Here is a 23,237-nt window from a genome sequence, read left to right on the forward strand (position 1 = left end):
GTGTCAAACTTTTTTGCAACCTCCTACGTTGTCAATCCATAAAATGTCAGTACTATTACTGACAAAATGTTGACAGCATGAAAGGGAAGTCACAGAAATCAGCCGACAATAAGCAATCGGACGGTAGTCACTACGTTTCCGAACAGGCGGCCTCGTACACGTCCCTCCCAACGGTTGCCCCGGCAGTACGGGTATTACCCGAGAAAACCGGCTCCTTCGAGCTGATTGCCCAATCACGTCTGGGTCTTGGTCATGCCGAGGTTCGGCACGTGGCTACGTTGCTGGAATTGACTATCCGCGAACTATCTATTCTTCTGTCTCTGAACGAACGTACCATGGCCCGTCGGCTGGTTGATGGATCGCTGAATAAAGTAGAGTCCGAACGGCTGCTGCTGCTGATGGCTCTGGCCGCACACGGTCTGCGGGTTTTCGAAGATCAGGGGAAATTTAACCGGTGGCTGCGCCGACCGCTGGAGATACTGGGCAATCAGACCCCGCTGCAACTGCTGGACACGGCTACCGGCTTTCAGGTAGTGGATCAGGTACTAGGTCGCATCGAGTATGGTGTATACAGTTAGGCGATGCGTTTGGTCTATCGCATCCAGAAAAGGCAGTTTGTTGACTCCGTGTTAACGGGTGAAGGAGCACGACTCAATGGTGGTCGCTGGAATCCATTGGGCGTTCCGCTCCTGTACACATCCACAACGCCCGAACTGGCTTTGCTGGAAACATTGGTTCATTTAAACGGTACACCTATCCGCGACCTGCCTCCGTTTGTGCTGCTGACCATTGAGTTGCCCGATTCGGTGGAGGTAATCGGGGAGGATGACTTACCGATGGACTGGGATCAGATTCGGTTTCCAACTACACTTCCTTTCTTTCTGGTACCCAGACTCACCCCTGCTCACCCAACCTTAGCCTTCTCCATACCATCCATTATTTTGCGTAACTCTCCTTCCCGAAATATTCTGATCAATCCGGTACATCCGTTAATAAGTCAGGTGAACGTTCTGAATGTTTCGACGCACGAATTTGACGAACGATTACAGAAACAGGGTTGATTCATGAACCCGTTTCTGGCTACGGGTTTGTACTACCATGCAAAACATCAAAGACTTATTCGATGTGTTCCCCCACCCCGGCAAGGTGGAGTGGATTGGCATCCGTCCTGTCCGGCGCGAACCGGTGCAGGAAGTAGAAACAATTACCGTTTCCGAAAAAAAAGGCATCGTGGGCGACCACTATAGCGGCCAAAGCGGCAACCGGCACGTAACACTTATCCAGGAAGAACACCTACCCGTGGTAGCCGCCCTCACCGGCCGCGACACCCTCGACCCAGCCCTCGTGCGACGTAATATTGTGGTGTCCGGCCTGAATCTTTTGGCCCTGAAGGATAAACAGATCCAGTTGGGCGATGTAGTGTTGCAGATCACCGGTCAGTGCCACCCCTGCTCCAAAATTGAAACGGCTTTAGGACCGGGTGGCTATAACGCCATGCGCGGCCACGGTGGTATGACCGCGAAAGTAATAAAGGGCGGAGCGATACGGGTTGGGGATGGCGTAGTGGTGTGCCAGCAATAATCAATGCCTGCGAATCACCGCCAGGCTCCCTGCAAGAAGGCAGCTATTTCCATGCCCCAGGCAATGCCGATATGAATGAGCAGCCCCCCCCAGATGCTACGTGTACTTAGGGCTAGCACCCCCAGCAAATAGCCGCCGAACAACGAAGAAATAGCCTCGCCCAGCGGTCGGCCGAAATGAATGGCGCAATACCAGACCACCATAGGGAGTACGGCCCCATGCCCCAGCACCCTGACCATGCCAATGACTAAAAACCCCCGAAACATCAGTTCTGTCGGGACGAAATCCCATCCGTAGCATAGTTCGTAAATCAGGGCTGTCACCCACTCTGGCACCCCGAAAAACTCGTCGGCATTCGTATCGCGGTACGTTGGGTAGGCGTGTAGGAAATCCGGCTGGAATGAGGCCAGCGTAATCAGCGGAATCATCAGGGCCAGCAAAATTACGTATAGAGCCAGCCCTTTACGCTTCGGAGCCATGCCATAAAACTGACTGCGGTATGGGTCGGCGAATGTATAGAACAGAAACAACGGTAGCACAATCGTCAGTACCGATTGCAGGTTACGCAGGCAATAGTAGGCAAACTCAAAAATCTGCCCACCAAACAGTTGATTGCTCCAGGTAGTCTGCCCCCAAAAACCGGCATACAGCGAGTAGCTAATCAGGGCAACTCCAGTGCGAAGCCAGAATGCACGGTTCCGCCAGATGTCGGATCGGTTATGGAAGTGCGTCCAGAGCCAGATGCTGCCGTAATAAGCTGTGGCGTACAGACAGAAGTACAAAGCCGGCCGGAAGGGCTTACCCTGATAAGCGTCGATGTACTTATTTTCGAGATTGAGCGAGAAGTTGACGGTAAGGAGAAAAGCCGCCCAGAGTGCCGTCGCCACGTACAGGTCGAGCCGAAAATCAAGACGAAGATGGGTACGAAGGTCTTGCCAAAGTAGTTTCACGCGGGCATTTGAGAAGGGTCGGAGGTGTTTGTTCTTTTACTTAGCCGTCAAGACCTGCCTCACCAAGCATTGTATCTAATTCCTTATCGGAGACGGAGTCCCGCTCGGATTTATCATAGATTGACAGCAGATAAATTGTTTCCTGCACGATTTTGACGCAGGTGACTACCGAAGCGTCGGCCCGGTCGCCCACCGCCCCGCTTGCCCTTTCGACGTTATAGCTAACCGGATTTTGTAGCAATCTTTTCCTAGTGATACGCCCTGTGTGGGTTTTTCTTCCAATGATTCAAGAAAATTCGCATAATCCTGCTTGAGCGAACCATACTTCTTGGCTAACTTCTTGAGTTCTCGCTGAAATTTATCGGATACAACAATGCTATAATTCATCCAATAATTCCTGAGCGGATTTCAGTTTGATTTTTCCCTGCTGATGCAGTTCAACCTGCTCCAATGATTCTTTCAGCCCATCAATCCATTCCTGTTGTTCGGGTGTGAATGACTTCGCTTTGGCTGTATTGGTAGGCTCGGCCCTGAATTTCAGACTTTTCACCAACTCCATAAAAAAGTCTTGTCGGATACTTTCACCAAAATATCCATGTCATTGTCCGTTCGGTAGCACAAGGTAAACAGAAATCAAAAGCCTTCCTTCTCGGCTTCCTTGTCTTTTTTCTTCTCTTCCTTCTTCTCCTTCGCTAACTTCTGACCCGGCTGTGGTTTTGGCTTCGGGGCGGGTTTCGCTTTGGTTTTGTACTGGTCGAGGTAGCGGTCTACGAACATGGTTTTTTCGTCGACCGTTGCCGGGAACACTTCCAGACTGGCCTTGCCCGAATTTTTCGACCCGGCCAGCAGCCGGTCATTGATGTCCTGCTCCGACGTGATGATGGCCAGTTGCCCCAGCGCGTCGGGCGTGTTACCGGGTTTGTAGTCGTAGAAAACCCATACATCCGGCGATGACTCCAGGTAAATACTGGCTTCGTCCCCGTTGACAGTCTTTCTTATCTCGATAAAGCCATCCATCTGGGCGTTGATATCCGTCGCCATGATGTTCGACACGCCCAAACGGCCGGTACTGTAAAAGGCGTTGTATTTGGTCGACCAGCGCATGTTGGCATTGGCCAGTACCAGCGCAGCGTTCAGTTTGGGCGATGCCTGACTGAGTGCTACGTGCTGATTCTGCGCTTTGACCCGGTACGCATCCACCGCCTGCTGGCCAATCAGCGGTACCAGTTTATCCGACAGGCGATTCAGGTCATCATCGGCCGCATCGCTGTTACTTTCCTCCAGATTCGTCTTTACAATTTTGTCTGCGATACTGCTGTTGAGCGCATCGGGAACGGGGAACGTGAAGGCCAGAAACGTGTTGAACCGGTACAGACTACTGTCAATATTGACCCGTGCCGAACCCGATGCCAGCAGATACTCTTTTGGGGCCGCATTCAGCAGGTTGAGTTTTCCTTTGAACGTCATCAGACCACGGGTATCGTTGAAGGTAAAATCGTTTTCTACCTCATCGATACTGGCAACGCTCTCCGAAAAATCCGTTTTTGTGCTGTCCTTCTTCGTACTGTTGTCGTTGGTAACCGGCATGACTACACCGGGTTTGGCGACCAGTGCATCACCGGCTTTGGAAGAAATGCGGTACACTTTATCTTTCTCATCGTACCGCATAATTCCGGTAGCGGTAAAGAGGTCATCATCCCGGGAGTCTTCTTTTGGCGACAGGAACGTTGGATACATTCCCGCGCCACCCAGGCGGAAATGAAGTCCGGCTACCAGTTGCTGATTACCTTCGTTTTTTAGGTTCTTATCTACTTTTATTTCGAGTCGTTCAGCCACTTTTTCTTTAAACGGAATCCAGCCTGCTATCAGGTCCGGGCGTTTTTTCAGGGCAGGTTTAATAAATCCATCCATCGCCAGATCGGGCGCCGGTGCCTGCATATCGATATTCCCCTTAAACAGCATTTTGGGAGCTAGTTGCAGGTTATCTATTTCATCCACTTCGGCATGGGCAACGGTAAAATAGGTAGTCGCCAGCTTCTGGTCACCAGCCCGTCCGGCACGGCGATTCGTTTTCTTTGCATCGGCGGTTAACGAACCCGATGCCACTGCCGACGCTTCTTTCAACTCGAAACTCCCCATTTTGATACTCGCCGTATCGCCCTTTGCCGTAGCAAACTGGTAGGTAGCATCGCCCGCAAAACGCGTCCGGGACAGTATCTGGATATTACCGTTTTTAAGCCGGTGAAACAGGTTGATAGTATCCAGTTCCAGCCGGGCATTTTTCAGCGGTGCCATCTCACCGTTTCGCCCGATGGCGACCAACCCCTTCGCCGGGTAAATCCGGGCATCGGCGGAGGTCACATAAGGCACACCACTAATATTCAGGGTTCGTTTCTCCGCATCGTATATAGCCGCCGAGCCATTGAAGGTCAACCCTTCCTGTTCCTCGTCAGTGGCGGTGAAGGTGGATGTTTTCACATCTCCTTTCATGGCAATGGTTTTAGCATTCAGGTTCCACTGCGCCCGGTTGATGTTGGTTTTATAGGCGGCAAAGGGAAAATTCATACTAGCCTGAACGGTATCATCCAGGCTTTCTTTTTTGTTGATAACTAATCCAACAAGGCCTTTCGTCTGGTTGAAATCAACGTCGATACCATTACCGACCAGAATAGGCTTTCCGGCGGACGTGCCCGGTGCTTCTTTGTCCGAAATAATCTTGAACTGAGCGTCGTTGGCCAGGAAGCCCTCTTTGTTGAATTTGATGGTATTTGAAACCGTTTCTGAATCTTTCCGGCGCAGGGTGCCATTGCCAAACAACCCCGACGAACGGACGACTAAGCCGCCCTCCAGATTGGTTGTCGCATTGTAGAAGTTGAAGTTGTTCTTCTGGGTTGTAATGACCATGATGTCCGCCTTTGGCCACCATTTCAGGCTGAAGTTGTTAAGCTGGACCTGTGGAAAATAAGCGGACGCGCCCCCGGGTTTACCGACTAACCCTTCCTTGATTTCGCCCTTGTCGCCCGAAGCCAGCAGCGAGTCGGTCATGAACAGCATACCGTTTGTATTCAAGCTCGCAGTCAGGTGGTTGAGCGTCCCTTCGGCCCGAAGTCCACTTTTATCCATGGTCAACTCACCCGTAAATTTCACAGTTGAGGGAGTCGTTCCTTTCTTACCGGTATATACGGGGTATCCCGCAGCCGGTGCCTTGTGTACAAAGCCCAGCGTATTGTCGGGCATGGTGAAGAGCTGCGCTTTGAACGGCGGAAACATACCATCGGAATAGAACGTACCTACAAAGGCAATCTCGCCCTTGCCAAGACTATCGTTGTCGATGGCCGGAATCTTGAAATAAACTTTCTGATTGTAGGTAATATCGCCCCGAACGGGTTGGTTGAAGTAAACGGTCATTCCCTCCGGCATAACTAGTCGCTGGGTCGTTTTTTTGTCCTTCATCCGGCCCGACTTATTGTCGGCACCCGCCAGAAAAACAGTTCCTGCTTTTTCGTACTTGATATCCCCCCCTATCTCCCCCTCTTTTCCCTGCGCGGCCAGTTTCTGCGACGAGAACGTGATGGAGTCAATCTTATTCAGCCCCATCGAAAACTTATCATAATCGAATTTCAGGTCCTGTCCCGCGTACCGCAGCGTTCCGGCTTTCAGTTGTCCATTGAAGGTAAAATCGCGTCCCTTGCCGATTTTAAGCGTTTTATCGGAGGGGATGCCGAAAATTTTCAGGGAATCGGACAGGACAAACCGGTTAACGCCCCGAATAGTCATGATTTTATCATCGAGGTTAATGGTCGCATTTTTGATGCTGTCGTTGGACGCAAACAGAGATTGAACCTGGAAGTTATCGTAATCCTGTTTCTGCACGTTGGCCAGCACGTATAGAATCCCTTTACGGCTTAGCCGCATCAGTTTCGTGTTGTTATCCCGGTCCAGGTACCCCTCCAGCACCATACGATTCAGCGCCCCCCGCAGCGAAACGGGGTTCACCTGTTTGGCAAACTGCGTCATATCGTCGTCCAGGAAGGTCTGCTGCTTTTTGGTCGATACGTAATTCGCAACAATCTGAAGCGGATGAAATCCGTAATCAACCGTCAGGTCGGTGTAGCGTTGTGGATGAAAATAATCGAATGATTCAAACCGGACCGGTACTTCGCGCTTGGCCCCTACCTGATAAAAATCAACCTTTCGGCGGGGCAAATCCCAGCGCACCACTTCAGGCTCTATGTAAAATTTGTGGTACGAATCCGCGTAGGGAACGCGGGCATAATCGGTTCGCTGCTCGCGGTCGAGCCAGGCAATGCGCTGACTTTTATCGTACCGAAACTTGACGGACGGATGCGTAACGGAATCACTCCCCACATACCCGATAAACGCGGCTGAGTTGGCCGAAATCATTGGACGTTTCCCCGTTGCTTTAGCTGGCTCAGTCGTATTGAAACCACCGTTTCGGGTAGAATCGGCAGGTGCGGCTTCGGGCGGCATATCGCCAATGACAAAATCGAACCGGCGACTGCTGGCTTTGAGGGCTGGTTTACCGTTGTATTTCACCGTTAGCTGAGCAGGTTGACCGCTGGCCGATGCACCGACCATCTGCGTTCCCGATAAGGCAAGCCCACCCCGGTAGTCGATATCCGGCCCCAGGTCAGGCAGTTTTACATCGTTCTGCCACGACATAAACCGTGGATAGGTAGTAAGCCCGGATTTCTTTTTACTCACATACTCGAATACACCTTTTATAGGCTTACTTTTTTCGTACGTCAGCGTAACATCGTCGGCTTCCAGACGCGGGCTCATGGTTGTGAGTGCATAATCGCTCAGCGTAACAAAAATATCAGGTCGTCCGGCGGTTTCCCAGGTGAACTTGCCGCCCTGCCCGACCAGTATACCGCTCTTGAGCATCAAATCGCCACTCGTATTCGACAGCACCGCCGAATCGCCATTGGCCACAATAGCCAGCGAGACACCTTTGAGCGTAATGACTGGTCCTGAAACGGATGGAATTGGTTTACGCTGCGGAATGTACTGCGCACCCAATGTACGCGGCTGCGTAGAATCCGAACTACCAGGCGTATCCCAGCCATCGAACCGCGACCGTTCGGCCGATGCTTTAGCCGAAGCGGCTGAATCAAGCGTTGCCTGCGATACACCCGGCTGACCCGCCACCGGATTATCCTCTACGTACCGAAACTGGAATGAGCCGCCCGACGCGTACAGTTTATTGTACGTACTGGCGTAGAGTTCGTTCCGCTCCAGAAAACGACGGGTCGTTTCGAGGCTACGGGCAAACGTTTTGGGGTCATTGGCTTCAAATAACTTCTCGGCAATGGTCAACAGACCATCTACGTTCGTAGCCGACTGCTGCTGTGCCGCCAGGTAAATAGATTCATAAAACGGAGCAAAGTACGTGGCGGGTTGCAGCCGTTTCTGGTTCATTTTCCGGCTCAATGCCATTACCCGTTCCTGCTGCGCAGCCGAAAGCCGGTTTTCAGACCAGGCGGTCTGTAAATCGGTACCCGCCCGAACGGCTACCGGCCCACCCGTAGCCATCAGTTTCTGCACGTCGGCCATAAACTGGTCCGGCTTGTCCGAAATCCGAACCGCCTGCCCAAAGGAGAAAGTGGAGGATAGTAGGAAAAGGGTGACGCTTAGATTAAAAAATCGGTTCATTATGTATTTGCTATATGACACCTGTCAGGATTGTCATTCCTGACGAGATAAAGGAAAATCACTTCTGAAATACGATTGAAGTCCAGTCTCGGTTTGTCATTAATTTAACGAACGATAGCCCCGTTTCTGTCGCTTTTTGCTGAATATCCATTGCATCATTCTCGTAGAACCCGCTGACTGCCAGATACCCGTTATTTACCAGGAAATTGGTGTAGGTTGGTATTTCAGCCAGTAATACGTTCCGATTAATATTAGCAACGATAATATCGTACTCATTATCGGAATTAACGTCCTCAATCGTACCCTGAAAAACCGTAATTTGGGGGCAATCATTCATTTCCGCATTCTCGCGGGCGTTCTCCACCGCCCATTCCTCAATATCGAAGGCCAGAACCGCTTTCGCGCCCATTTTAGCCGCCAGAATGGCCAGAATCCCCGTTCCACTACCCACGTCGAGCACCGTTTTACCGGCAAAATCGAGGCCCAGTTGCTGTTCCAGCATCATGGCGGTGGTTTCGTGGTGTCCCGTTCCAAACGACATTTTGGGGTTGATTACGATGTCGTAACGAAACCGGGCATCTTTCTCGTGAAAAGATGCCCGGACCCGGACTTGATTCGCCACTTCTATCGGCTCGTAATCGCGCTCCCACTCGGCGTTCCAGTTTCGTTTCTCTAACGAACTAACTTCGTAGACTATTGCGGTTTGGTCTGCGTATTTAGCAATCACTCCCTGCACCGCCTGTTCACTGAAATCCGACTCAACGATGTATGCGTTCAGGCCCTCGTCGGTTTCTACGAAAGAGTCAAAACCAAGTTCAGCCAGTTCGGCAATGAGGATATCGGTATAATCAGGCGACAGGCGCAGCTGTAGTTCCAGGTAGTTCATGCGTCAAAGTAACAAAAAAGGGGTATGTTATCGGTTCAATTCGTATGTTCGTCAGTAGAATTCTCCCGTAAAACTATGAAAAACGCCCTTCTCATCATCGACGCTCAATTCGACTTCTGCCATCCCGACGGAGCGCTGTTTGTGCCGGGAGCCGGTCAGGATATCGCCCGTATCGCTGCACTTATCCGGAAATACCCTGACCGGATTGACCATATCGTTATTACGCTCGATACGCACCATAGTCTGGATATTGCCCATCCGCTGTTCTGGCAGGATACCGACGGAAACCATCCGGCCCCGTTTACACAAATCACAGGCGAAGAGGTAGATGCCGGTCGGTGGATACCCCGCTTTTCACCCGAAAAAGCCCGTCAATACGTTCATGCCCTTGAAGCTGGCGGTCAGTTTGCCCATTTCATCTGGCCCGAACATTGTTTAATTGGCTCCCGTGGTGCGGCTTTGCATGATACGTTACTTGATGCACTGAAAGACTGGTCGCACCAGCGCAATCGTGATTATGTGGCTGTACAGAAAGGATTATATCCCTTAACCGAACATTTCGGAATTTTTCGGGCGCAGGTACCCGACCCAGCCGTTCCGGAAACACAGCTGAACACGGCGTTGATTGATGACCTTGCCCGTTTTGATGCTATCTATTTGATGGGCGAGGCCAAATCGCACTGCGTGGCCAATAGCCTGAAACAACTCCTCGATTTTGCTCCAGACATAATTCCGAAACTCACCGTCGTAACTGATTGCATGTCTGATGTTACGGGATTAGGACACCTGGCTGACCCAATTTTTGCCGAAGCTCAGGCCCGAAACGTCAGTTTTATCCAGTCTGACGGGGTTTTTAGCTAAAAACCCGTACCTTTTCGGCATTATGGAAAAGACGCTCTCCCTATTCCCGCTCAACTTAATCGTGTATCCCGGTGAGGATTTGAATCTACATATTTTCGAACCGCGCTACCGGGAGCTCATCAACGAATGTCTGGAAGAAGAAAAGACGTTTGGCATTCCGGCTTTCATCAATAACAAGTTACCCGGCTACGGCACCGAAATGCACGTGACCACGCTCCACAAACGCTATCCGGATGGCCGGATGGATATTAAATCGAAAGGATTGGGCGTTTTCAGACTGGTTAATTTTGAGAACCCGGTGCCGGGTAAACTATACGCAGGGGGCGAGGTAGAACTGGTAGAACCCGGCGATAATTTCAGCGCCCACGCCACGGCTCTGGCCGAACGGCTCGAACAACTATATGGCCTGCTCCAAATTGAAACGGATTACAGCGTAACCACCGGAAACCTGTCTTATAAAGTAGCGCACAAAGTTGGCCTTTCTGTCGAGCAGGAATACGAATTGCTCACGCTCGAAAGCGAGGCCGAACGGCAACTTTTCCTGATCCAGCACCTCAACACCGTACTGCCGGTGGTATCGGATATGGAGCGCACCAAGCAGCGAATCCGGATGAACGGCCACTTCAAAAATCTCGACCCGCTTAATTTCTGATTGCTCCCAAACACCATACCGGTCTTAATTTTCTTCCTGAGTTGTTCCTATTTTTTTAGCCCGTTTAGGTAGTTGCTCAGCCAGTTCCTTCAGATTTTTTATGGGGGGACGAGGCTTTTCTGCTTCACCAATAACAAAACCGTAGGGCTTGAGTGTATCCACTGAATCAAAAATGACTTTCAGAATTGCCGTCATAGGCAAAGCCAGAACCAGACCGGGCAATCCCCATATATTTTCCCATAGAATAAGGACAACGATAGCTGCCAGTGGGTTGATACTAACCTTGGAACCGACAATGTACGGGGTAATAAAGTTACCCTCTATCATCTGAACGAATAAGAATACGCCTATCACCGCCACTGCCTTTAATGGGTTATCCTGCGTAACTAACGTATAGGCGGCTGGAAGTAGCGAACCTATTGATATACCGAAATAAGGGATGAGCACCAGACAGGCTCCGAAAAAGCCAAAAAACACCGCATAGTCAACCCCCAGAATTAGCAAGCCAACCGTCATGAGGGTACCAATAATAAGAATAACCAGCACCAGACCAGCCAGATAGTCTTTTACTACTTCATAAATTTTGCCCATCACTCCATCAATTTCCGACCGACGAACGTCATGAAAGAGTTTGTAAAAAAACGAGCGGAAAAAGTCGCGATAAAGCAGAAAAAAGAAGGCGAACAGGAGTACAAGAAACAGGTTAGCCAGTATGCTGGTGGTGGCCAGTAGCGTTGTTGTTAGAATAGCCCCGCCTTCCGACATGGCATCGCTCAGGTACTTTTTGACTTCAGTTATCTGCCGCTGACGGTCGATATTCAACCGTTCGTCGGCAAATGTTCGGATGCTGTTTATGTATTCATTCGCACGCTTGGTAAATTGAGGTAATACTTCGGCAAAATTGCTTATCTGGTTTGAAATACCCCAAAACAAAGCAGATACCACACCCAGTGCCAACAACAGGCATACTATAATGGACAGTATTCTGGGTATCCCCCAGCCTTCCAGCCGCTTTACCAGTGGGAACAGGAGTACGGCAAACAGAATAGCGAAAACCAGCGGAATTAGTAACCCTTCTAGGATATGGAGGCCGTAAACAACGACAACCATTGATATAAGTACGCAAGCCAGTTTGGCGACGTAGGGTAACTCGGTTTCCCGGGAGCGAATGTTCATAATGCAAGTAATAACAATGGTGTATACGGGTTGTTATTTTTTTTACGTTTGCTTCCTCTTTTAAACCCCTTGTAGCATCAGAAATAACCCGATTTGCTATCTCTTGCCTTACTCTATAGTGAATTAATCAGCTCGTTTTCAAGCATTACCGATTGATAAGGATGTACCAGAAGCTGTTAAGTTTTTGTTAAGTATGCGTTTAGGCTTGGTAACGTTGTGGATAAGTCGCGTAACTTCGGGCTGTTTACGTGCCAGCCGATCGTGTGTATGGTGTATAGACGCAATTCATTTTACCAACTTCACTTCACATGAGTGCTGCCAAAGCCGCTCAACCCCTGCACCGTGTTTTAGTCGTCGATGACGACGTAGACATCGTTGAAATGCTCGAATACAACCTGACCAAAGAAGGCTACGATGTTCGAACTGCAACCGATGGACGCAAAGCCATTGACATCGCTAAAACGTATCTGCCCGAACTGGTGGTGCTCGATATCATGATGCCTCATATGGATGGCATCGAAACGGGCCGACAGCTTCGTGACATTGCCGACCTGCGCCAGACTTACATTTTATATCTGACAGCGCGGTCGGAAGAGTATTCTGAAGTGGCGGCTTTCGACGTTGGTGCTGACGATTACATTACCAAACCCATCAAGCCCCGTGCGCTGATGAGCCGAATCAATGCCCTGTTTCGGCGGGAAGCCCAGAAGGCGGACCCCGGCGAACAGATAACCATTGCCGACCTGCTGATCAATCGCAAGAATTACTCGGTTACCCAGAATGAGAAGTCTGTCATTCTGCCAAAGAAAGAATTTGAACTATTATTTTTTCTGGCGCAGCACCCCAACAAAGTGTGCAGCCGGGAAGAGTTGCTGCAAAAAATATGGGGGGCCGACATCTACGTACTTGAGCGAACTGTAGATGTTCACATTCGTAAACTCCGCGAAAAGATTGGCGATACCCACATCCGAACCCTGAAAGGCGTTGGCTATATGTTTACCGACCAGCCGAAATAAAGGGTGAAAGAGTGAAAGAGTGAAAGAGCAGCAACTGTCCCCGATGGGCAGATTTTGCACTCTTTCGATCTTTCACTCTTTCACTCTCTATATCTTTATTCCATGTCATTAAGTCCCCGCTTTATTGCCCTTTTGCTGGCTTGCCTGATTTCGGCACTGACCGTAGCCTTTCTTACGTTTGTAGAAGGGGTAACTACCAGTATGCTCTTTGTTGTCGGACTTTCGTCGTTCGCCATTTCCTTTTTTCTGGTCCTGTATGCCATTGAACTGCTAGTATTTCGGGAGGTCAACAAGATGTACAAAACGATTCATCAGCTTAAGATTCGTGATTTTAGTATTTCCCGAAAGTCGATTATCAAGAATACGAACCCGTTCAAGAAACTGAATGACGAAATCTTCGTTTACGTTGCCAAGAAGCAGAAGGAAATCGACGAACTGAAGCGGCTGGAGCAGTTTCGGCGGGAATTTCTGGCCGACGTTTCGCACGAGTTAAAAACGCCCATTTTTGCCGCTCAGGGATACATCCATACCCTCATTGACGGAGCCGTTGACGATGAAAAGGTACGGGATAAATTTCTGTCGAAAGCCGCTAAAAGCCTCGATGGACTCGATGCGCTGGTAAAAGATCTGATGGCTCTCTCGCAACTGGAAACCGGAGAGATAAAAATGAACTTTAACCGAATTGACCTGACTCATGTTATTCAGGAAATTTTCGAGCAACTGGAAGGAATTGCGCAGACCAAGAATATAAATCTATCATTAAAGACCGCTTTTTCTACTCCCGTTTGGGTAAAAGCCGACCCGCAGCGGATTACACAGGCCATTAGCAATCTGGTTGAAAACGCGGTGAAATATGGAAATGAAAGTGGGCGGGTTATCGTCAGTCTGGACGAAGAAAAGAAGCATATTCTCGTATCGGTACGGGACAATGGACCGGGCATTCCTCCCGAACACCTGAGCCGGATTTTTGAGCGATTCTACCGGGTAGAAAAGAGCCGTTCCAAAGACCGGGGTGGTACGGGTCTGGGGCTGGCCATTGTAAAGCACATTCTCAACGCGCACAAAGCCAAAATTACCGTAATGAGCAAAATAGAGAAGGGAACAACCTTTCGGTTTAAGCTGGACCGGATGGATTGATTGTTTATGACTACGCTCAAATCAGCCTTTTCAGCAGGAAACTAGCCACAATCATCTGCCCCCCGCGTCGAACCAGTACCGATACCTCCTTCCCTTCGCCTTTTTGAAGTATTTTATATATCTCACTGATTGTCATCTCCTTTGCCGAACTGTTGTTAACAAACAGCATTTCATCGCCTTCTTCCAGACCCGCCATGTCGGCCGGAGAGCCCTGTACAATTTTGTCGATATAATAATTATGAAAATTCTCTCCTTTTGCCCGGAGTTCCATGCCGCTCATGTCGTGCTCAAAACGCTCGTGGAGCAACCGTTTTACGGGCTTCATCACAATGTATTGCTCGGGATAGTTGAACGTAACTTTAAACCGGCGTAACAGTTCGCAGCCTACATTTCCCTGGCGTTCGGGCATATTGACCAGTTTCATCCCAAAGGCCATGCTATCGGGAAAAGATGCCAGAATATTGTCCAGTTCATACCGGCCAAACCGAACTTTCTCAATACGGCCAAGGCGTCCGTTGATAACCCCATTCAATCCCCTGCCCAACTGTGCCCGGATATTCTTTTCGGGTATTTCCAGCGCTCCCAAACTGCGGGTCCGGTCAAGCAACAACGCATGACCCGCGCCCGTATCCAGTACCACGCGTAATGGCATCGTCTTCTCCCCATCGAACACAGACAGGGCATCGGTATAGGCTTTCGTATCCTGAATGGTAATGGGGTATCTATCTCCTTTACGTTTTTTGTACTTGAATTTTTCAGGTTTCATGATAACCAGTTCATGCCGCTGAAAATCAATATTGACCACAAAGTTTGCGAATATCTCGTAGCCAAAAATTCCGTGTACCGGCGTTCCAACATACTCGGATAGCTTGAGCATGTCTTCATCCAGAATAACGATATTATGATGTGCGGCTTTGAGACCGCCCATGCTCAGGCTATTATTTATGGCTATGGAGGCCGTCAAACTGCCTCCCTCCCCGGCTCCGTTCAGTTTAATTTTTCGGGTAAGCGTAAGTGGCTTTTCACGAAAAGCGTCAGGGTCAGTAACAATGGTATTGCTGACACCCGTATCCAGTATAAAATACAGGGTGTCCGATTGATTTATCTGTACCGGAACAATAATAAGATTGGAGTGAAGCTGAAAAGGAATGCGGGTGGATGTACGATTATTAGCGATAAAAAAGCCATACCGCTCCTTGTCTGGTGTACGGTGATGATGGTCATCCCCCCGTACGGCAAGGCAGGGTACTAAAAACCCGATTGCCAGTAGAAGCGCTTTCATAGTATATGTTATTTAACATTGAAATTACGTATTTTTTATCAGAATAACACAAGAACTTAGCAGGAAGTTTAGTGTATGTCAGTCTAAATCTCCTCATAGCTGACCGATGGGCAAAATTTACACCACTCCGCAAATGCCCCTTTCGGTAGAAAGACTTAATTTCGCCGGTGATTGACCTCAAACAGGACTTTGTTTGAGATTTGGAAATGCTTTTTAGCTCATTACTACCTACTTATGCGTAAGAAAATTGTTGCCGGTAACTGGAAAATGAATAAAACAGCCGATGAAGCCCAGGCGCTACTGTCGGAAATAGTCAACCTGATTAAGGAAGAAGCCTCGTCTGCTACCGAGGTAACGGTGGTGTTATGCCCCCCTTCTCTTTATCTGACTATGGCTCAGCAGCAGGTAGCTACCGTTGGAAACGTTTCGGTGGGTGCTCAAAACTGCCACGAAAAGGCATCTGGCGCCTACACAGGCGAAATTTCGGCTCCCATGCTCAAATCCATCGGCATTGAATACGTCATTTTGGGTCACAGCGAACGGCGGCAGTATTTTGATGAAAGTAACACCCAACTAGCCGAAAAAGTAAATAGTGCTCTCGAGAATGGCCTTACACCTATCTTCTGCTGTGGCGAATCCCGCGACCTGCGCGAAAATGGGGATTACATCGGCTTTGTGAAAGACCAGATAACCGATAGCCTGTTCCACCTCTCACCCGAATCGTTCAGCAAGGTGGTTGTTGCCTACGAACCAATCTGGGCTATCGGCACCGGTCTAACGGCCTCCTCGGCGCAGGCGCAGGATATGCACTTCGAGTTACGCCGGCATATTGCGGGGCAATACGGCGATGAAATAGCGCAGGAAACATCCATTTTGTACGGTGGTAGTGCCAATGCCCAAAACGCGGCTGAGTTGTTTGCCCAACCGGACGTGGATGGCGGCCTGATTGGTGGAGCCTCTCTGAAAGCCCCCGATTTTATAACGGTTGTGAAAGCGGCTCAGTAAACTAACTGACGGCCAGGGATACTCCTGGCCGTCAGAAACTACCATGAAATCAGCGTACTACGTCGAACGATTTAACATGACCGCTCATCCTGAGGGTGGTTATTTCGCCGAAACATATCGTTCTGCCGAAGTTATCCCGCAGTCTGCTCTACCTGACCGGTTTCAGGGAGCCCGATCGTTTGGGACGGCTATCTATTTTTTGCTGGAAAATCATCAATTCTCAGCCCTCCACCGGATTCAGTCCGACGAAATCTGGCACTTCTACGCGGGCCTGCCACTGGAGATCTCCGTCATTTCGCCGGTGGGTGATTTCACCCTTATTCGATTGGGCAACCGGCCCGACCGGGGTGAGGTGTTTCAGGCAGTGGTTCTGGCCGGGTGCTGGTTTGGCTCAAAACCCGTCTCTGATTCCGTGGTAACCGACGATAATTTTTCGTTCGTTGGCTGTACCGTAGCCCCCGGCTTCGACTTTGCCGATTTTGAACTGGCAGACCGGGCTACGCTGCTGGCCGAATTTCCGCAGCATCAGGCCGTTATTGACCGCTTAACTACCTGAAGTTTACATTGCCAAATTTGGCTACAACCTTCACTTTAGTACCGGAGCCATTGCCCACTTTACCAATATACTGCTTCGTTAGGCGTGCCCCTCGATTGTTATCGTTATCAGAGGGTTGACTGCTGAAATGCATGGCCGACCCGGATGAGTAGTTAAAATTACCGTAACTAACCGTTACGTTGAAGTCGCAGTCGGTATCGTGGTCCATTGGTAGCGCAACGGATGAATAAGCGGCCTGAATGTCAACGTTGTTCACCGTTTTGAGTAACTGGCCAATTCGAAATCCACCCGAGAAGTCCAGCTTGATTTTGCCTGACTCATGCAGCGTTCCTACCTTGCCGCCCGAATAGTTAATATCGGCGTCCAGTTTACCCACCTCGCCAATATTCATTTTACCAAATTTATTGATCAGCGTCAGCACGTTAGCTTTCACGAGTTCAAGCGAGGCATAAGCGATGGTCAGCTTCCCTTCGTCGAGCATATGAATGTCAGCTTTCCCATAAGCCACGTCGATATCGTTCTGCCGGTTGGTGAGTTCATCGGTACTACTAAAGTTACCATACCGGCTATATACAGTTAGGGGCGCATGAAAGGTAGGAATCAGGGTATTGCCAAATTTATTCCGGACTGAGAGGGCATTCTGCTTAGGCATCATAACATCGTAGTCAATCTTAACGAAATTCCGGTCACCCCCCTCTTTCCATTTACTCATGCTCCAGTTCGAGATGTTGCTCTGGCTAAAATTTGTACGAATCACAATCCGGTTTTCGTCTCGCCTTTCATCAATGGATACTGCATCCAGGAATTTCTGCACCCGTTCATCCGAGTCGGAATTAGCGGTAATCACAATCTGCACCCGAATTTCGGCCTTATCCCACAGCCTGACCGAAACCTGGCCGAACTGATTATCAATGACCAGATTATCCTTACTGTCTACATCGAATAGTTTGATGATCGTTTTTTTCTTTTCAATAGCCCCAATCCCGCCGGCCCAGGTAATCAGTGGGACCAGACAGAGGAGGGAGCTATACAGGATTCGTTTCATTGAGTTGTTGTTTAATGCGCTGAATAACGCGCAACTGTTCATTAAGCAGGTTAATCTGAAGTTGTAAATTCTGAATCATGGCCTGAATCAGCACTTCCTGATTCGGGTTTTTCGGAAAGTCAGACTTCAAAGACCGGTACGATTTTTCAAGGCGGTTAAGGTCTGCCGAAAACTCCTGATACAAATCGGGGTCGTTTTCCGTCATCTGCTTCAACTCAGCCCGTTTGTCGTCAATAAGCCGGGTGTACTGAACAACTTCTCTGGCATAACCGGGGCTGGCCGCTACCAACAGGGGCTGTTGCGCAACACCGTATTGATGATTAATGTAATAGAAGCACCCCGCCAGCAAAAGAACGGCGATGGAAGCGGCCACGCGCCAGTTGAGGGTGGGCCAGCCAATTTGCTGCCCACCAGACTGCCAGCGATTTTTGTGCACCTCCCGAAATGGATTGCTTTTATCGGGTACCTGCCTGTCCAGACCAGCTTCTATTTTTAGCCATAAGTCATGGGTAGGCTCCTTATCGTCAAATGCTTCGCGGTTGTCGCGGACGAAGCGTTCCAGATTATCTTTTTTCATATTGGTGTCGACTTCCATTAAGGTTGTCGTTCATTGTTGTTGTTAGTAAGTTGAGTACGTTATAATAATTCAAGCAGTCGTTTTTTACCTCTTAAATACTGCGTCCTCGATGTTGTCTCGCTGATACCCAGCACATTTCCTATTTCTTCGTGGTCATAGCCTTCAAATAAGTACAGGGACAGCACTACCCGATATCCTTCGGGCAGTAGCTGCATAGCCCGTTTTACCCGTTCTACTTCCAGCGTAACGGCCTGTTCATCAAAAGGCTCAACGTCGGCAACATCCAGCCGGTCGGTCAGATCGCCCTCACCCTCACCGGGTCGGTACGAATCCAGATCAATAAACTCCAGCCGCCTGCTGCGTAACTGGTTGATAGCCCGGTTCACCACAATCTGCTTCAGCCACGCCCCAAACGTACTCTGTCCCCGAAAGGACGCGATGTGGCCGAACGCATCCATGAATGCTTCCTGCAAAACATCTTCGGCTTCGGCTTCATGATTCAGTATCCGCAGGCAAATATTATACATCGCCTTCACGTAATGCTGATAAAGGTCATACTGGGCCCGTCGCTCTCCCTGTTGGCAGCGTTTGACCAGGTCGGCATGGCGGTCCGGGTAGGGCGGTCCGTCGTCCTTGCCCGGACGGGTGCGGTTTCGGTTTGATTCCAACAGTTTCAGCAGCGCGCAGTGATTTAAGGTACCAACGAAAGAAAGATGCAGGAAAAACAGGAATGTTGCACACTAATTCATAAAAAGTTGTCGTTTAAGCATCCGTTCGGTTACCAGTCTGTTTCTCTGTATCTTAGACGGCTGAATTTCATCATCCGATATGTATAATTTTCCAACTTCCAGGCCACCATTCATTCAGGAGGACGACGGAACAAACTCGCCGTTAGAACATCAGTTTGTTATCAGCAAACTCACTATTGAATTGGGTGTACTGTACTTTCACAAACAGACAATAACGCTCATCCCATTGCCAGAAACGCCATTAAATGAAGGGCCCGGCCATGCGGTACCTGATGTAATTCTTTATGATAGAGCAGCCGAGGAAACCAAAATCATCATCGAAGTTTGCCAGACTAACGGGCAACGAAACGACCTTAGGAAGATTATCCATTTAATAGAAGACAACGATTATGGCATTCTGGAAGGATTCGTCTATAACTACAAAACGCACGAGTGGTTCCGTTATAGCAAAGGGGATGGGGGTATTGCCACTAATTCGTCGGTCTCAACGCTGATGGACGTGGATATGGGGCCAATGCTATAGACATTCAGGCAAACAAATCGGCTACGGCGAATTGAAAGTCAGGTAGGACGGGAGCCGCCGAAATAATTTCGGTCCCCTTGTACGCTTTCGACTCGTCAGGGGACGTATAAACGTAAATTTTCTGTTGTTCAGGAACGTCCGTTCGGGGAACAATGTACCAGACTAATTGAGTACCCGCGTCAAAGTAGTCCTGAATTTTGTCCGTGACATCTTTATACGATTCGGAATCAGATAAGATTTCGATGGCAAACAACGTCGGCAGATGTTGCCCTGCCCTCATCTCCACGATTTGTTCAGCCGTAAAATAGGCCAAATCAGGCCGACGTTTACGCGTATCATCGATGTAAGCATCCATTTCCTGAAACAACTCACCTCCACTCCGAAAGGCCGATGTTGCTACAAAAGCCCGGGTAAGAAACTTGATAATAAATGCTTCCAGTTGCTTCACGTCCTTTTTTTCGATGATACGCCCCCGGACAAATTCATATCTACCCTCCTGAGCATGTCGCTCCTGCCACTGCTCAAACTCCTCCACCGTTTTTAGATGAGTTGGCAACAGTACATCCGATGTTTGCGTAGCAGTCATAGCGTTTTGAGCGTTGGCCATCTCCTCAAAGATACCCTTTTTTGACAAGGCCCCAACCAAATTATTTCCTACTTTTATGGGTTATATAAGGATAGAAACGAGCTGAATGGTTGATTATATTTCCGGGTTGAATGACCCCCAGCGGGAAGCCGTCATGCACGGCAATGGCCCCTTGATGATTATTGCCGGTGCCGGTTCGGGCAAGACCCGCGTACTGACATACCGTATTGCCTACCTCATTGAAAAGGGCGTCGACCCATTCCGAATCCTGTCGCTGACCTTTACCAACAAGGCTGCCGGTGAGATGCGGAACCGAATTGAAAAAGTAGTGGGCACGGAAGCCCGCAACATCTGGATGGGTACGTTTCACTCTGTATTTGCCAAGATTCTGCGTATTGAAGCCAAAGCCATTGGCTATACCAGTAACTTCTCCATTTACGATACCGACGATTCGAAATCGCTGTTGCGGAGTATCATCAAAGAAATGGGACTGGATGATAAGGTGTACCGTGTCAACAGCGTATTTGGTCGGATTTCGGGCGCTAAAAACCGGTTGATTGGTCCGGACGATTACCTCAATAACGCGGTAATCATGGCGGATGACGAATCGGCCCGGATGCCGCACACCGGCCGGATTTATAAGCAGTACAGTGTTCGCTGTTTTGCGGCCAACGCGATGGACTTTGACGATTTACTGTTCAATACCAACGTTTTGTTCCGCGACCATCTGGATATTCTGAACAAGTATCAGCACAAGTTTCAACACGTCATGGTGGATGAGTTTCAGGATACCAACGTGTCACAATACCTGATAACCCGCAAGCTGGCGGCCGTTCACGAGAACATTTGCATCGTTGGGGATGATGCCCAGAGTATCTACGCCTTCCGGGGTGCCAACATCGAAAACATTCTGAACTTCCAGCGCGACTATGGTACGGAGAACGTCAAAATAGTGAAACTGGAGCAGAACTACCGCTCCACCAATACCATTGTGCAGGCCGCCAACTCGATCATTGCCCGCAACAAAAACCAGCTGGAGAAACACGTTTTCACGGCTAATGACGAAGGCCCCCTGATTGACGTGATCAAGGCTTCGTCAGACAACGAAGAAGGGCGACTGGTAGCTTCGGCTATCTTCGAAGCCAAGATGAACGACTCGCTCGTAAATAATGACTTCGCCATTCTGTATCGGACTAATGCCCAGTCGCGGGCGTTTGAAGAAGCCCTGCGCAAAGTGAGTATAAAGTACCGGATTGTGGGTGGGCTGTCCTTTTACCAGCGTAAGGAAATCAAAGACCTGATTGCCTACCTGCGCTTCACGGTCAATCAGCAGGATGAAGAAGCCTTCAAGCGGATTATTAACCTGCCCAAGCGCGGCATTGGCGATACTACGGTCGCTAAAATGGCGGTCATCGCAGCCGAAAAGCAGGATTCCGTTTGGGAAATCGTCGCCGAAATCGGTAAACATATCGCCGGCCGGGCATCCATTGCTATCGAAGCCTTCGCCGATTTAATCAAGAGTTTCAAGCTCCTGCTGGACCAGAAAGACGCCTACGAAGTGGCCTCTCATATTGCTAAAGCATCGGGGTTACTCAAGGAACTGCATGATGATAAAACCGTTGAGGGATTAGCCCGCTACGAAAACGTACAGGGACTATTGAACGCCATCAAAGAGTTCGTCGATAACCCGGATAACGACGAAAAAAGTCTGGGTGCCTTCCTGCAATCCGTTTCGCTGCTGACCTCTGCCGACGAGAAAGAGGACGATGGGGATAACGACCGGATTACGCTGATGACCATCCACGCAGCCAAAGGGCTGGAGTTCAAGAACGTACACATTGTAGGGCTGGAAGAAGACCTGTTTCCCAGCCAGATGATGCTCGAAAGCCGAAATGACCTGGAAGAAGAACGGCGGCTATTCTACGTGGCCATTACCAGAGCCGAAAAACGCCTGTCAATTTCTTACGCCGAAACGCGCTATCATTACGGTCGCCTGAAAATGTGCGAGCCCAGCCGGTTTTTGATGGAAATCGACCAGAAATACCTGAAAATGTCGAAGTTACGGTCGGCACCGAGCCGGATGGATTTCGACCGGCCCGAACGGGACCGCAGCGAAAGCACGTCGACTGGTTCGATGTCGTTTGTGCGGTCTCTGGCGCAGAAAACGGCCCGTTCGCAGGCGCCACAACCAACGGTATCCCACACCCCCTCCGCCGATTTTGCCCCGACCAGCACCGCCGAACTAGCCGAGGGGCAACGGGTTGAACACGCCAAGTTTGGTTTCGGCACCGTCAAAAAAATAGAGGTGAACGGGACAGACCGGAAAGCCACCATTCAGTTTGAGCAGGCTGGTGAACGAACGTTGCTATTGAGCTTTGCCAAACTGCGGATAGTGGTGTGAGGTCATTCGGTAAGTACGAAAAGATTATTAGCCCCTGACAGATTTATTCTACGATCATACTACCTTGCCTTCTACTTATCAAATGAAAACACTCCAATACCGACTGATTCTAACGCCTGAACCCGAAGGTGGCTATACGGTAAAAGTACCGGCCATCCGAGGCTGTATTACTTACGGGGAGACCGTAGAAGAAGCTATTGCTATGGCAAAAGATGCTATCGAAGGATGTTTAGAAGTATTGAAAGAGGAAGGTCAGCCAATACCGCCAGATGACAGTCAAACACTGGAATACTCGCTCACTCTGACGACTGAGTTAGTATGAACCTCTCGCCAAAACGATTGATTAAAATTCCGGAGGAGAACGGGTTTTATCTTAAGCGAATGGGTAAAGGAAGCCATCACATTTACTATAATTCTGATACGAAAATCACTGTACCAGTCCCTATTCATGGTAAAGACATGAAAAAAGGTACGTTCATGGGCATCTTAAAAGACGCAGGAATCAACACGTCAACTATTGATTGATAATTGGTCAATACCCGCAGTCAGTACATATCAATTTCATACAAAACCCACGC

The 23,237-nt window shown here is 49.4% G+C and carries 24 protein-coding genes; 13 read left to right on the forward strand and 11 right to left on the reverse strand.

Annotated elements, in window-relative coordinates:
- Positions 1 to 77: 77 nt before the first annotated feature.
- The 3 genes from parS to B157_RS0132825 are packed head-to-tail and all read left to right on the forward strand — an operon-like array spanning position 78 to position 1,581.
- Positions 78 to 578: a type II RES/Xre toxin-antitoxin system antitoxin gene (gene parS / locus B157_RS0132815; protein ID WP_020607531.1), complete on the forward strand. Its 501-nt coding sequence runs from the start codon at positions 78 to 80 to the stop codon at positions 576 to 578.
- A gap of 3 nt (positions 579 to 581) precedes the next feature.
- The gene (locus B157_RS0132820; RefSeq protein ID WP_020607532.1) at positions 582 to 1,061 is read left to right on the forward strand and encodes an RES family NAD+ phosphorylase; all 480 of its coding nucleotides are present in this window, start codon (positions 582 to 584) and stop codon (positions 1,059 to 1,061) included.
- 37 nt (positions 1,062 to 1,098) lie between these two features.
- On the forward strand, positions 1,099 to 1,581 hold the full coding sequence (locus B157_RS0132825; protein ID WP_020607533.1) for an MOSC domain-containing protein: 483 nt from the start codon (positions 1,099 to 1,101) through the stop codon (positions 1,579 to 1,581).
- Positions 1,582 to 1,595: 14 nt separating this feature from the next.
- Here the strand turns inward: B157_RS0132825 and B157_RS0132830 are convergent, their stop codons facing one another.
- From B157_RS0132830 to prmA, 5 genes are all read right to left on the reverse strand, one after another.
- On the reverse strand, positions 1,596 to 2,531 hold the full coding sequence (locus B157_RS0132830; RefSeq protein WP_020607534.1) for a CPBP family intramembrane glutamic endopeptidase: 936 nt from the start codon (positions 2,529 to 2,531) through the stop codon (positions 1,596 to 1,598).
- Between the two features lie 40 nt (positions 2,532 to 2,571).
- Positions 2,572 to 2,772 (reverse strand): hypothetical protein, encoded by a 201-nt coding sequence (locus B157_RS40345; RefSeq protein WP_342664729.1) that lies wholly within the window; start codon positions 2,770 to 2,772, stop codon positions 2,572 to 2,574.
- A gap of 135 nt (positions 2,773 to 2,907) precedes the next feature.
- Positions 2,908 to 3,090, reverse strand: a complete 183-nt coding sequence (locus B157_RS0132840) for a hypothetical protein (protein ID WP_020607536.1) — start codon at positions 3,088 to 3,090, stop codon at positions 2,908 to 2,910.
- Positions 3,091 to 3,164: 74 nt separating this feature from the next.
- Complete coding sequence (locus tag B157_RS0132845) at positions 3,165 to 8,207, reverse strand: hypothetical protein (RefSeq protein ID WP_020607537.1); 5,043 nt, start codon at positions 8,205 to 8,207, stop codon at positions 3,165 to 3,167.
- Positions 8,208 to 8,265: 58 nt separating this feature from the next.
- The gene (gene prmA, locus B157_RS0132850) at positions 8,266 to 9,093 is read right to left on the reverse strand and encodes a 50S ribosomal protein L11 methyltransferase (protein WP_020607538.1); all 828 of its coding nucleotides are present in this window, start codon (positions 9,091 to 9,093) and stop codon (positions 8,266 to 8,268) included.
- Between the two features lie 75 nt (positions 9,094 to 9,168).
- Between prmA and B157_RS0132855 the strand changes: the two genes are divergently transcribed.
- Positions 9,169 to 9,954, forward strand: coding sequence for a cysteine hydrolase family protein (locus B157_RS0132855; protein WP_026309120.1), 786 nt, complete (start codon positions 9,169 to 9,171; stop codon positions 9,952 to 9,954).
- Positions 9,955 to 9,976: 22 nt separating this feature from the next.
- Entirely contained in the window at positions 9,977 to 10,606 is a 630-nt protein-coding gene (locus B157_RS0132860; protein WP_020607540.1) for an LON peptidase substrate-binding domain-containing protein, read from the forward strand.
- A 24-nt stretch (positions 10,607 to 10,630) separates the two neighbouring features.
- Here the strand turns inward: B157_RS0132860 and B157_RS0132865 are convergent, their stop codons facing one another.
- Positions 10,631 to 11,782: an AI-2E family transporter gene (locus B157_RS0132865; protein WP_020607541.1), complete on the reverse strand. Its 1,152-nt coding sequence runs from the start codon at positions 11,780 to 11,782 to the stop codon at positions 10,631 to 10,633.
- A 308-nt stretch (positions 11,783 to 12,090) separates the two neighbouring features.
- Here B157_RS0132865 and B157_RS0132870 point away from each other — a divergent pair, with 308 nt between their 5' ends.
- Positions 12,091 to 12,798, forward strand: a complete 708-nt coding sequence (locus B157_RS0132870; RefSeq protein ID WP_020607542.1) for a response regulator transcription factor — start codon at positions 12,091 to 12,093, stop codon at positions 12,796 to 12,798.
- A 102-nt stretch (positions 12,799 to 12,900) separates the two neighbouring features.
- Positions 12,901 to 13,935, forward strand: a complete 1,035-nt coding sequence (locus tag B157_RS0132875; protein WP_020607543.1) for a sensor histidine kinase — start codon at positions 12,901 to 12,903, stop codon at positions 13,933 to 13,935.
- 16 nt (positions 13,936 to 13,951) lie between these two features.
- On the opposite strand, the gene B157_RS0132880 is transcribed toward B157_RS0132875, so the two are convergent.
- Entirely contained in the window at positions 13,952 to 15,217 is a 1,266-nt protein-coding gene (locus tag B157_RS0132880; protein WP_020607544.1) for an aspartyl protease family protein, read from the reverse strand.
- A gap of 234 nt (positions 15,218 to 15,451) precedes the next feature.
- Here B157_RS0132880 and tpiA point away from each other — a divergent pair, with 234 nt between their 5' ends.
- A complete protein-coding gene (tpiA, locus tag B157_RS0132885) occupies positions 15,452 to 16,222 on the forward strand; it encodes a triose-phosphate isomerase (RefSeq protein WP_020607545.1) in 771 nt (256 codons plus the stop codon).
- 43 nt (positions 16,223 to 16,265) lie between these two features.
- Positions 16,266 to 16,778, forward strand: coding sequence for a cupin domain-containing protein (locus B157_RS0132890; RefSeq protein ID WP_026309121.1), 513 nt, complete (start codon positions 16,266 to 16,268; stop codon positions 16,776 to 16,778).
- Here B157_RS0132890 and B157_RS0132895 read toward each other — a convergent pair.
- From B157_RS0132895 to B157_RS0132905, 3 genes are read right to left on the reverse strand one after another with little or no spacing between them, the layout of a single operon-like run.
- A complete protein-coding gene (locus B157_RS0132895) occupies positions 16,771 to 17,823 on the reverse strand; it encodes a hypothetical protein (protein WP_020607547.1) in 1,053 nt (350 codons plus the stop codon). The genes B157_RS0132890 and B157_RS0132895 overlap by 8 nt on opposite strands.
- The gene (locus tag B157_RS0132900; RefSeq protein ID WP_026309122.1) at positions 17,804 to 18,400 is read right to left on the reverse strand and encodes a hypothetical protein; all 597 of its coding nucleotides are present in this window, start codon (positions 18,398 to 18,400) and stop codon (positions 17,804 to 17,806) included. Before B157_RS0132900 ends, B157_RS0132895 begins: the two co-directional genes overlap by 20 nt.
- Positions 18,401 to 18,459: 59 nt before the next feature.
- Positions 18,460 to 19,068: an RNA polymerase sigma factor gene (locus B157_RS0132905; protein ID WP_020607549.1), complete on the reverse strand. Its 609-nt coding sequence runs from the start codon at positions 19,066 to 19,068 to the stop codon at positions 18,460 to 18,462.
- 160 nt (positions 19,069 to 19,228) lie between these two features.
- On the opposite strand from B157_RS0132905, the gene B157_RS0132910 reads away from it, so the two are divergent.
- On the forward strand, positions 19,229 to 19,672 hold the full coding sequence (locus tag B157_RS0132910) for a hypothetical protein (protein WP_020607550.1): 444 nt from the start codon (positions 19,229 to 19,231) through the stop codon (positions 19,670 to 19,672).
- A gap of 4 nt (positions 19,673 to 19,676) precedes the next feature.
- On the opposite strand, the gene B157_RS0132915 is transcribed toward B157_RS0132910, so the two are convergent.
- Positions 19,677 to 20,279, reverse strand: coding sequence for a Uma2 family endonuclease (locus tag B157_RS0132915; RefSeq protein ID WP_020607551.1), 603 nt, complete (start codon positions 20,277 to 20,279; stop codon positions 19,677 to 19,679).
- 85 nt (positions 20,280 to 20,364) lie between these two features.
- Here B157_RS0132915 and B157_RS0132920 point away from each other — a divergent pair, with 85 nt between their 5' ends.
- The 3 genes from B157_RS0132920 (at position 20,365) to B157_RS0132930 (ending at position 23,184) form a co-directional block, all read left to right on the forward strand.
- On the forward strand, positions 20,365 to 22,659 hold the full coding sequence (locus tag B157_RS0132920) for an ATP-dependent helicase (RefSeq protein WP_020607552.1): 2,295 nt from the start codon (positions 20,365 to 20,367) through the stop codon (positions 22,657 to 22,659).
- Positions 22,660 to 22,741: 82 nt separating this feature from the next.
- Positions 22,742 to 22,981, forward strand: a complete 240-nt coding sequence (locus tag B157_RS0132925; RefSeq protein ID WP_020607553.1) for a type II toxin-antitoxin system HicB family antitoxin — start codon at positions 22,742 to 22,744, stop codon at positions 22,979 to 22,981.
- Positions 22,978 to 23,184, forward strand: a complete 207-nt coding sequence (locus tag B157_RS0132930; RefSeq protein ID WP_020607554.1) for a type II toxin-antitoxin system HicA family toxin — start codon at positions 22,978 to 22,980, stop codon at positions 23,182 to 23,184. Before B157_RS0132925 ends, B157_RS0132930 begins: the two co-directional genes overlap by 4 nt.
- The last annotated feature ends 53 nt before the right edge of the window (positions 23,185 to 23,237 follow it).

The organism is Spirosoma spitsbergense DSM 19989, from assembly GCF_000374085.1.
In the GTDB taxonomy this organism is placed as follows: Bacteria; Bacteroidota; Bacteroidia; order Cytophagales; family Spirosomataceae; genus Spirosoma; species Spirosoma spitsbergense.

Excerpts from the sequence above, each read along its gene's own strand:
- B157_RS0132845 (WP_020607537.1), bottom strand. The coding sequence starts at position 8,207 with ATGAACCGATTTTTTAATCTAAGCGTCACCCTTTTCCTACTATCCTCC.
- B157_RS0132920 (WP_020607552.1), top strand. The coding sequence starts at position 20,365 with ATGGTTGATTATATTTCCGGGTTGAATGACCCCCAGCGGGAAGCCGTC.
- parS (WP_020607531.1), top strand. The coding sequence starts at position 78 with ATGAAAGGGAAGTCACAGAAATCAGCCGACAATAAGCAATCGGACGGT.
- B157_RS0132895 (WP_020607547.1), bottom strand. The coding sequence starts at position 17,823 with ATGAAACGAATCCTGTATAGCTCCCTCCTCTGTCTGGTCCCACTGATT.
- B157_RS0132840 (WP_020607536.1), bottom strand. The coding sequence starts at position 3,090 with ATGGAGTTGGTGAAAAGTCTGAAATTCAGGGCCGAGCCTACCAATACA.
- B157_RS0132890 (WP_026309121.1), top strand. The coding sequence starts at position 16,266 with ATGAAATCAGCGTACTACGTCGAACGATTTAACATGACCGCTCATCCT.
- B157_RS0132820 (WP_020607532.1), top strand. The coding sequence starts at position 582 with ATGCGTTTGGTCTATCGCATCCAGAAAAGGCAGTTTGTTGACTCCGTG.
- prmA (WP_020607538.1), bottom strand. The coding sequence starts at position 9,093 with ATGAACTACCTGGAACTACAGCTGCGCCTGTCGCCTGATTATACCGAT.
- B157_RS0132855 (WP_026309120.1), top strand. The coding sequence starts at position 9,169 with ATGAAAAACGCCCTTCTCATCATCGACGCTCAATTCGACTTCTGCCAT.
- tpiA (WP_020607545.1), top strand. The coding sequence starts at position 15,452 with ATGCGTAAGAAAATTGTTGCCGGTAACTGGAAAATGAATAAAACAGCC.
- B157_RS0132860 (WP_020607540.1), top strand. The coding sequence starts at position 9,977 with ATGGAAAAGACGCTCTCCCTATTCCCGCTCAACTTAATCGTGTATCCC.
- B157_RS0132925 (WP_020607553.1), top strand. The coding sequence starts at position 22,742 with ATGAAAACACTCCAATACCGACTGATTCTAACGCCTGAACCCGAAGGT.
- B157_RS0132865 (WP_020607541.1), bottom strand. The coding sequence starts at position 11,782 with ATGAACATTCGCTCCCGGGAAACCGAGTTACCCTACGTCGCCAAACTG.
- B157_RS0132900 (WP_026309122.1), bottom strand. The coding sequence starts at position 18,400 with ATGAAAAAAGATAATCTGGAACGCTTCGTCCGCGACAACCGCGAAGCA.
- B157_RS0132870 (WP_020607542.1), top strand. The coding sequence starts at position 12,091 with ATGAGTGCTGCCAAAGCCGCTCAACCCCTGCACCGTGTTTTAGTCGTC.
- B157_RS0132915 (WP_020607551.1), bottom strand. The coding sequence starts at position 20,279 with ATGGCCAACGCTCAAAACGCTATGACTGCTACGCAAACATCGGATGTA.
- B157_RS0132825 (WP_020607533.1), top strand. The coding sequence starts at position 1,099 with ATGCAAAACATCAAAGACTTATTCGATGTGTTCCCCCACCCCGGCAAG.
- B157_RS0132930 (WP_020607554.1), top strand. The coding sequence starts at position 22,978 with ATGAACCTCTCGCCAAAACGATTGATTAAAATTCCGGAGGAGAACGGG.
- B157_RS0132910 (WP_020607550.1), top strand. The coding sequence starts at position 19,229 with ATGTATAATTTTCCAACTTCCAGGCCACCATTCATTCAGGAGGACGAC.
- B157_RS0132875 (WP_020607543.1), top strand. The coding sequence starts at position 12,901 with ATGTCATTAAGTCCCCGCTTTATTGCCCTTTTGCTGGCTTGCCTGATT.
- B157_RS0132880 (WP_020607544.1), bottom strand. The coding sequence starts at position 15,217 with ATGAAAGCGCTTCTACTGGCAATCGGGTTTTTAGTACCCTGCCTTGCC.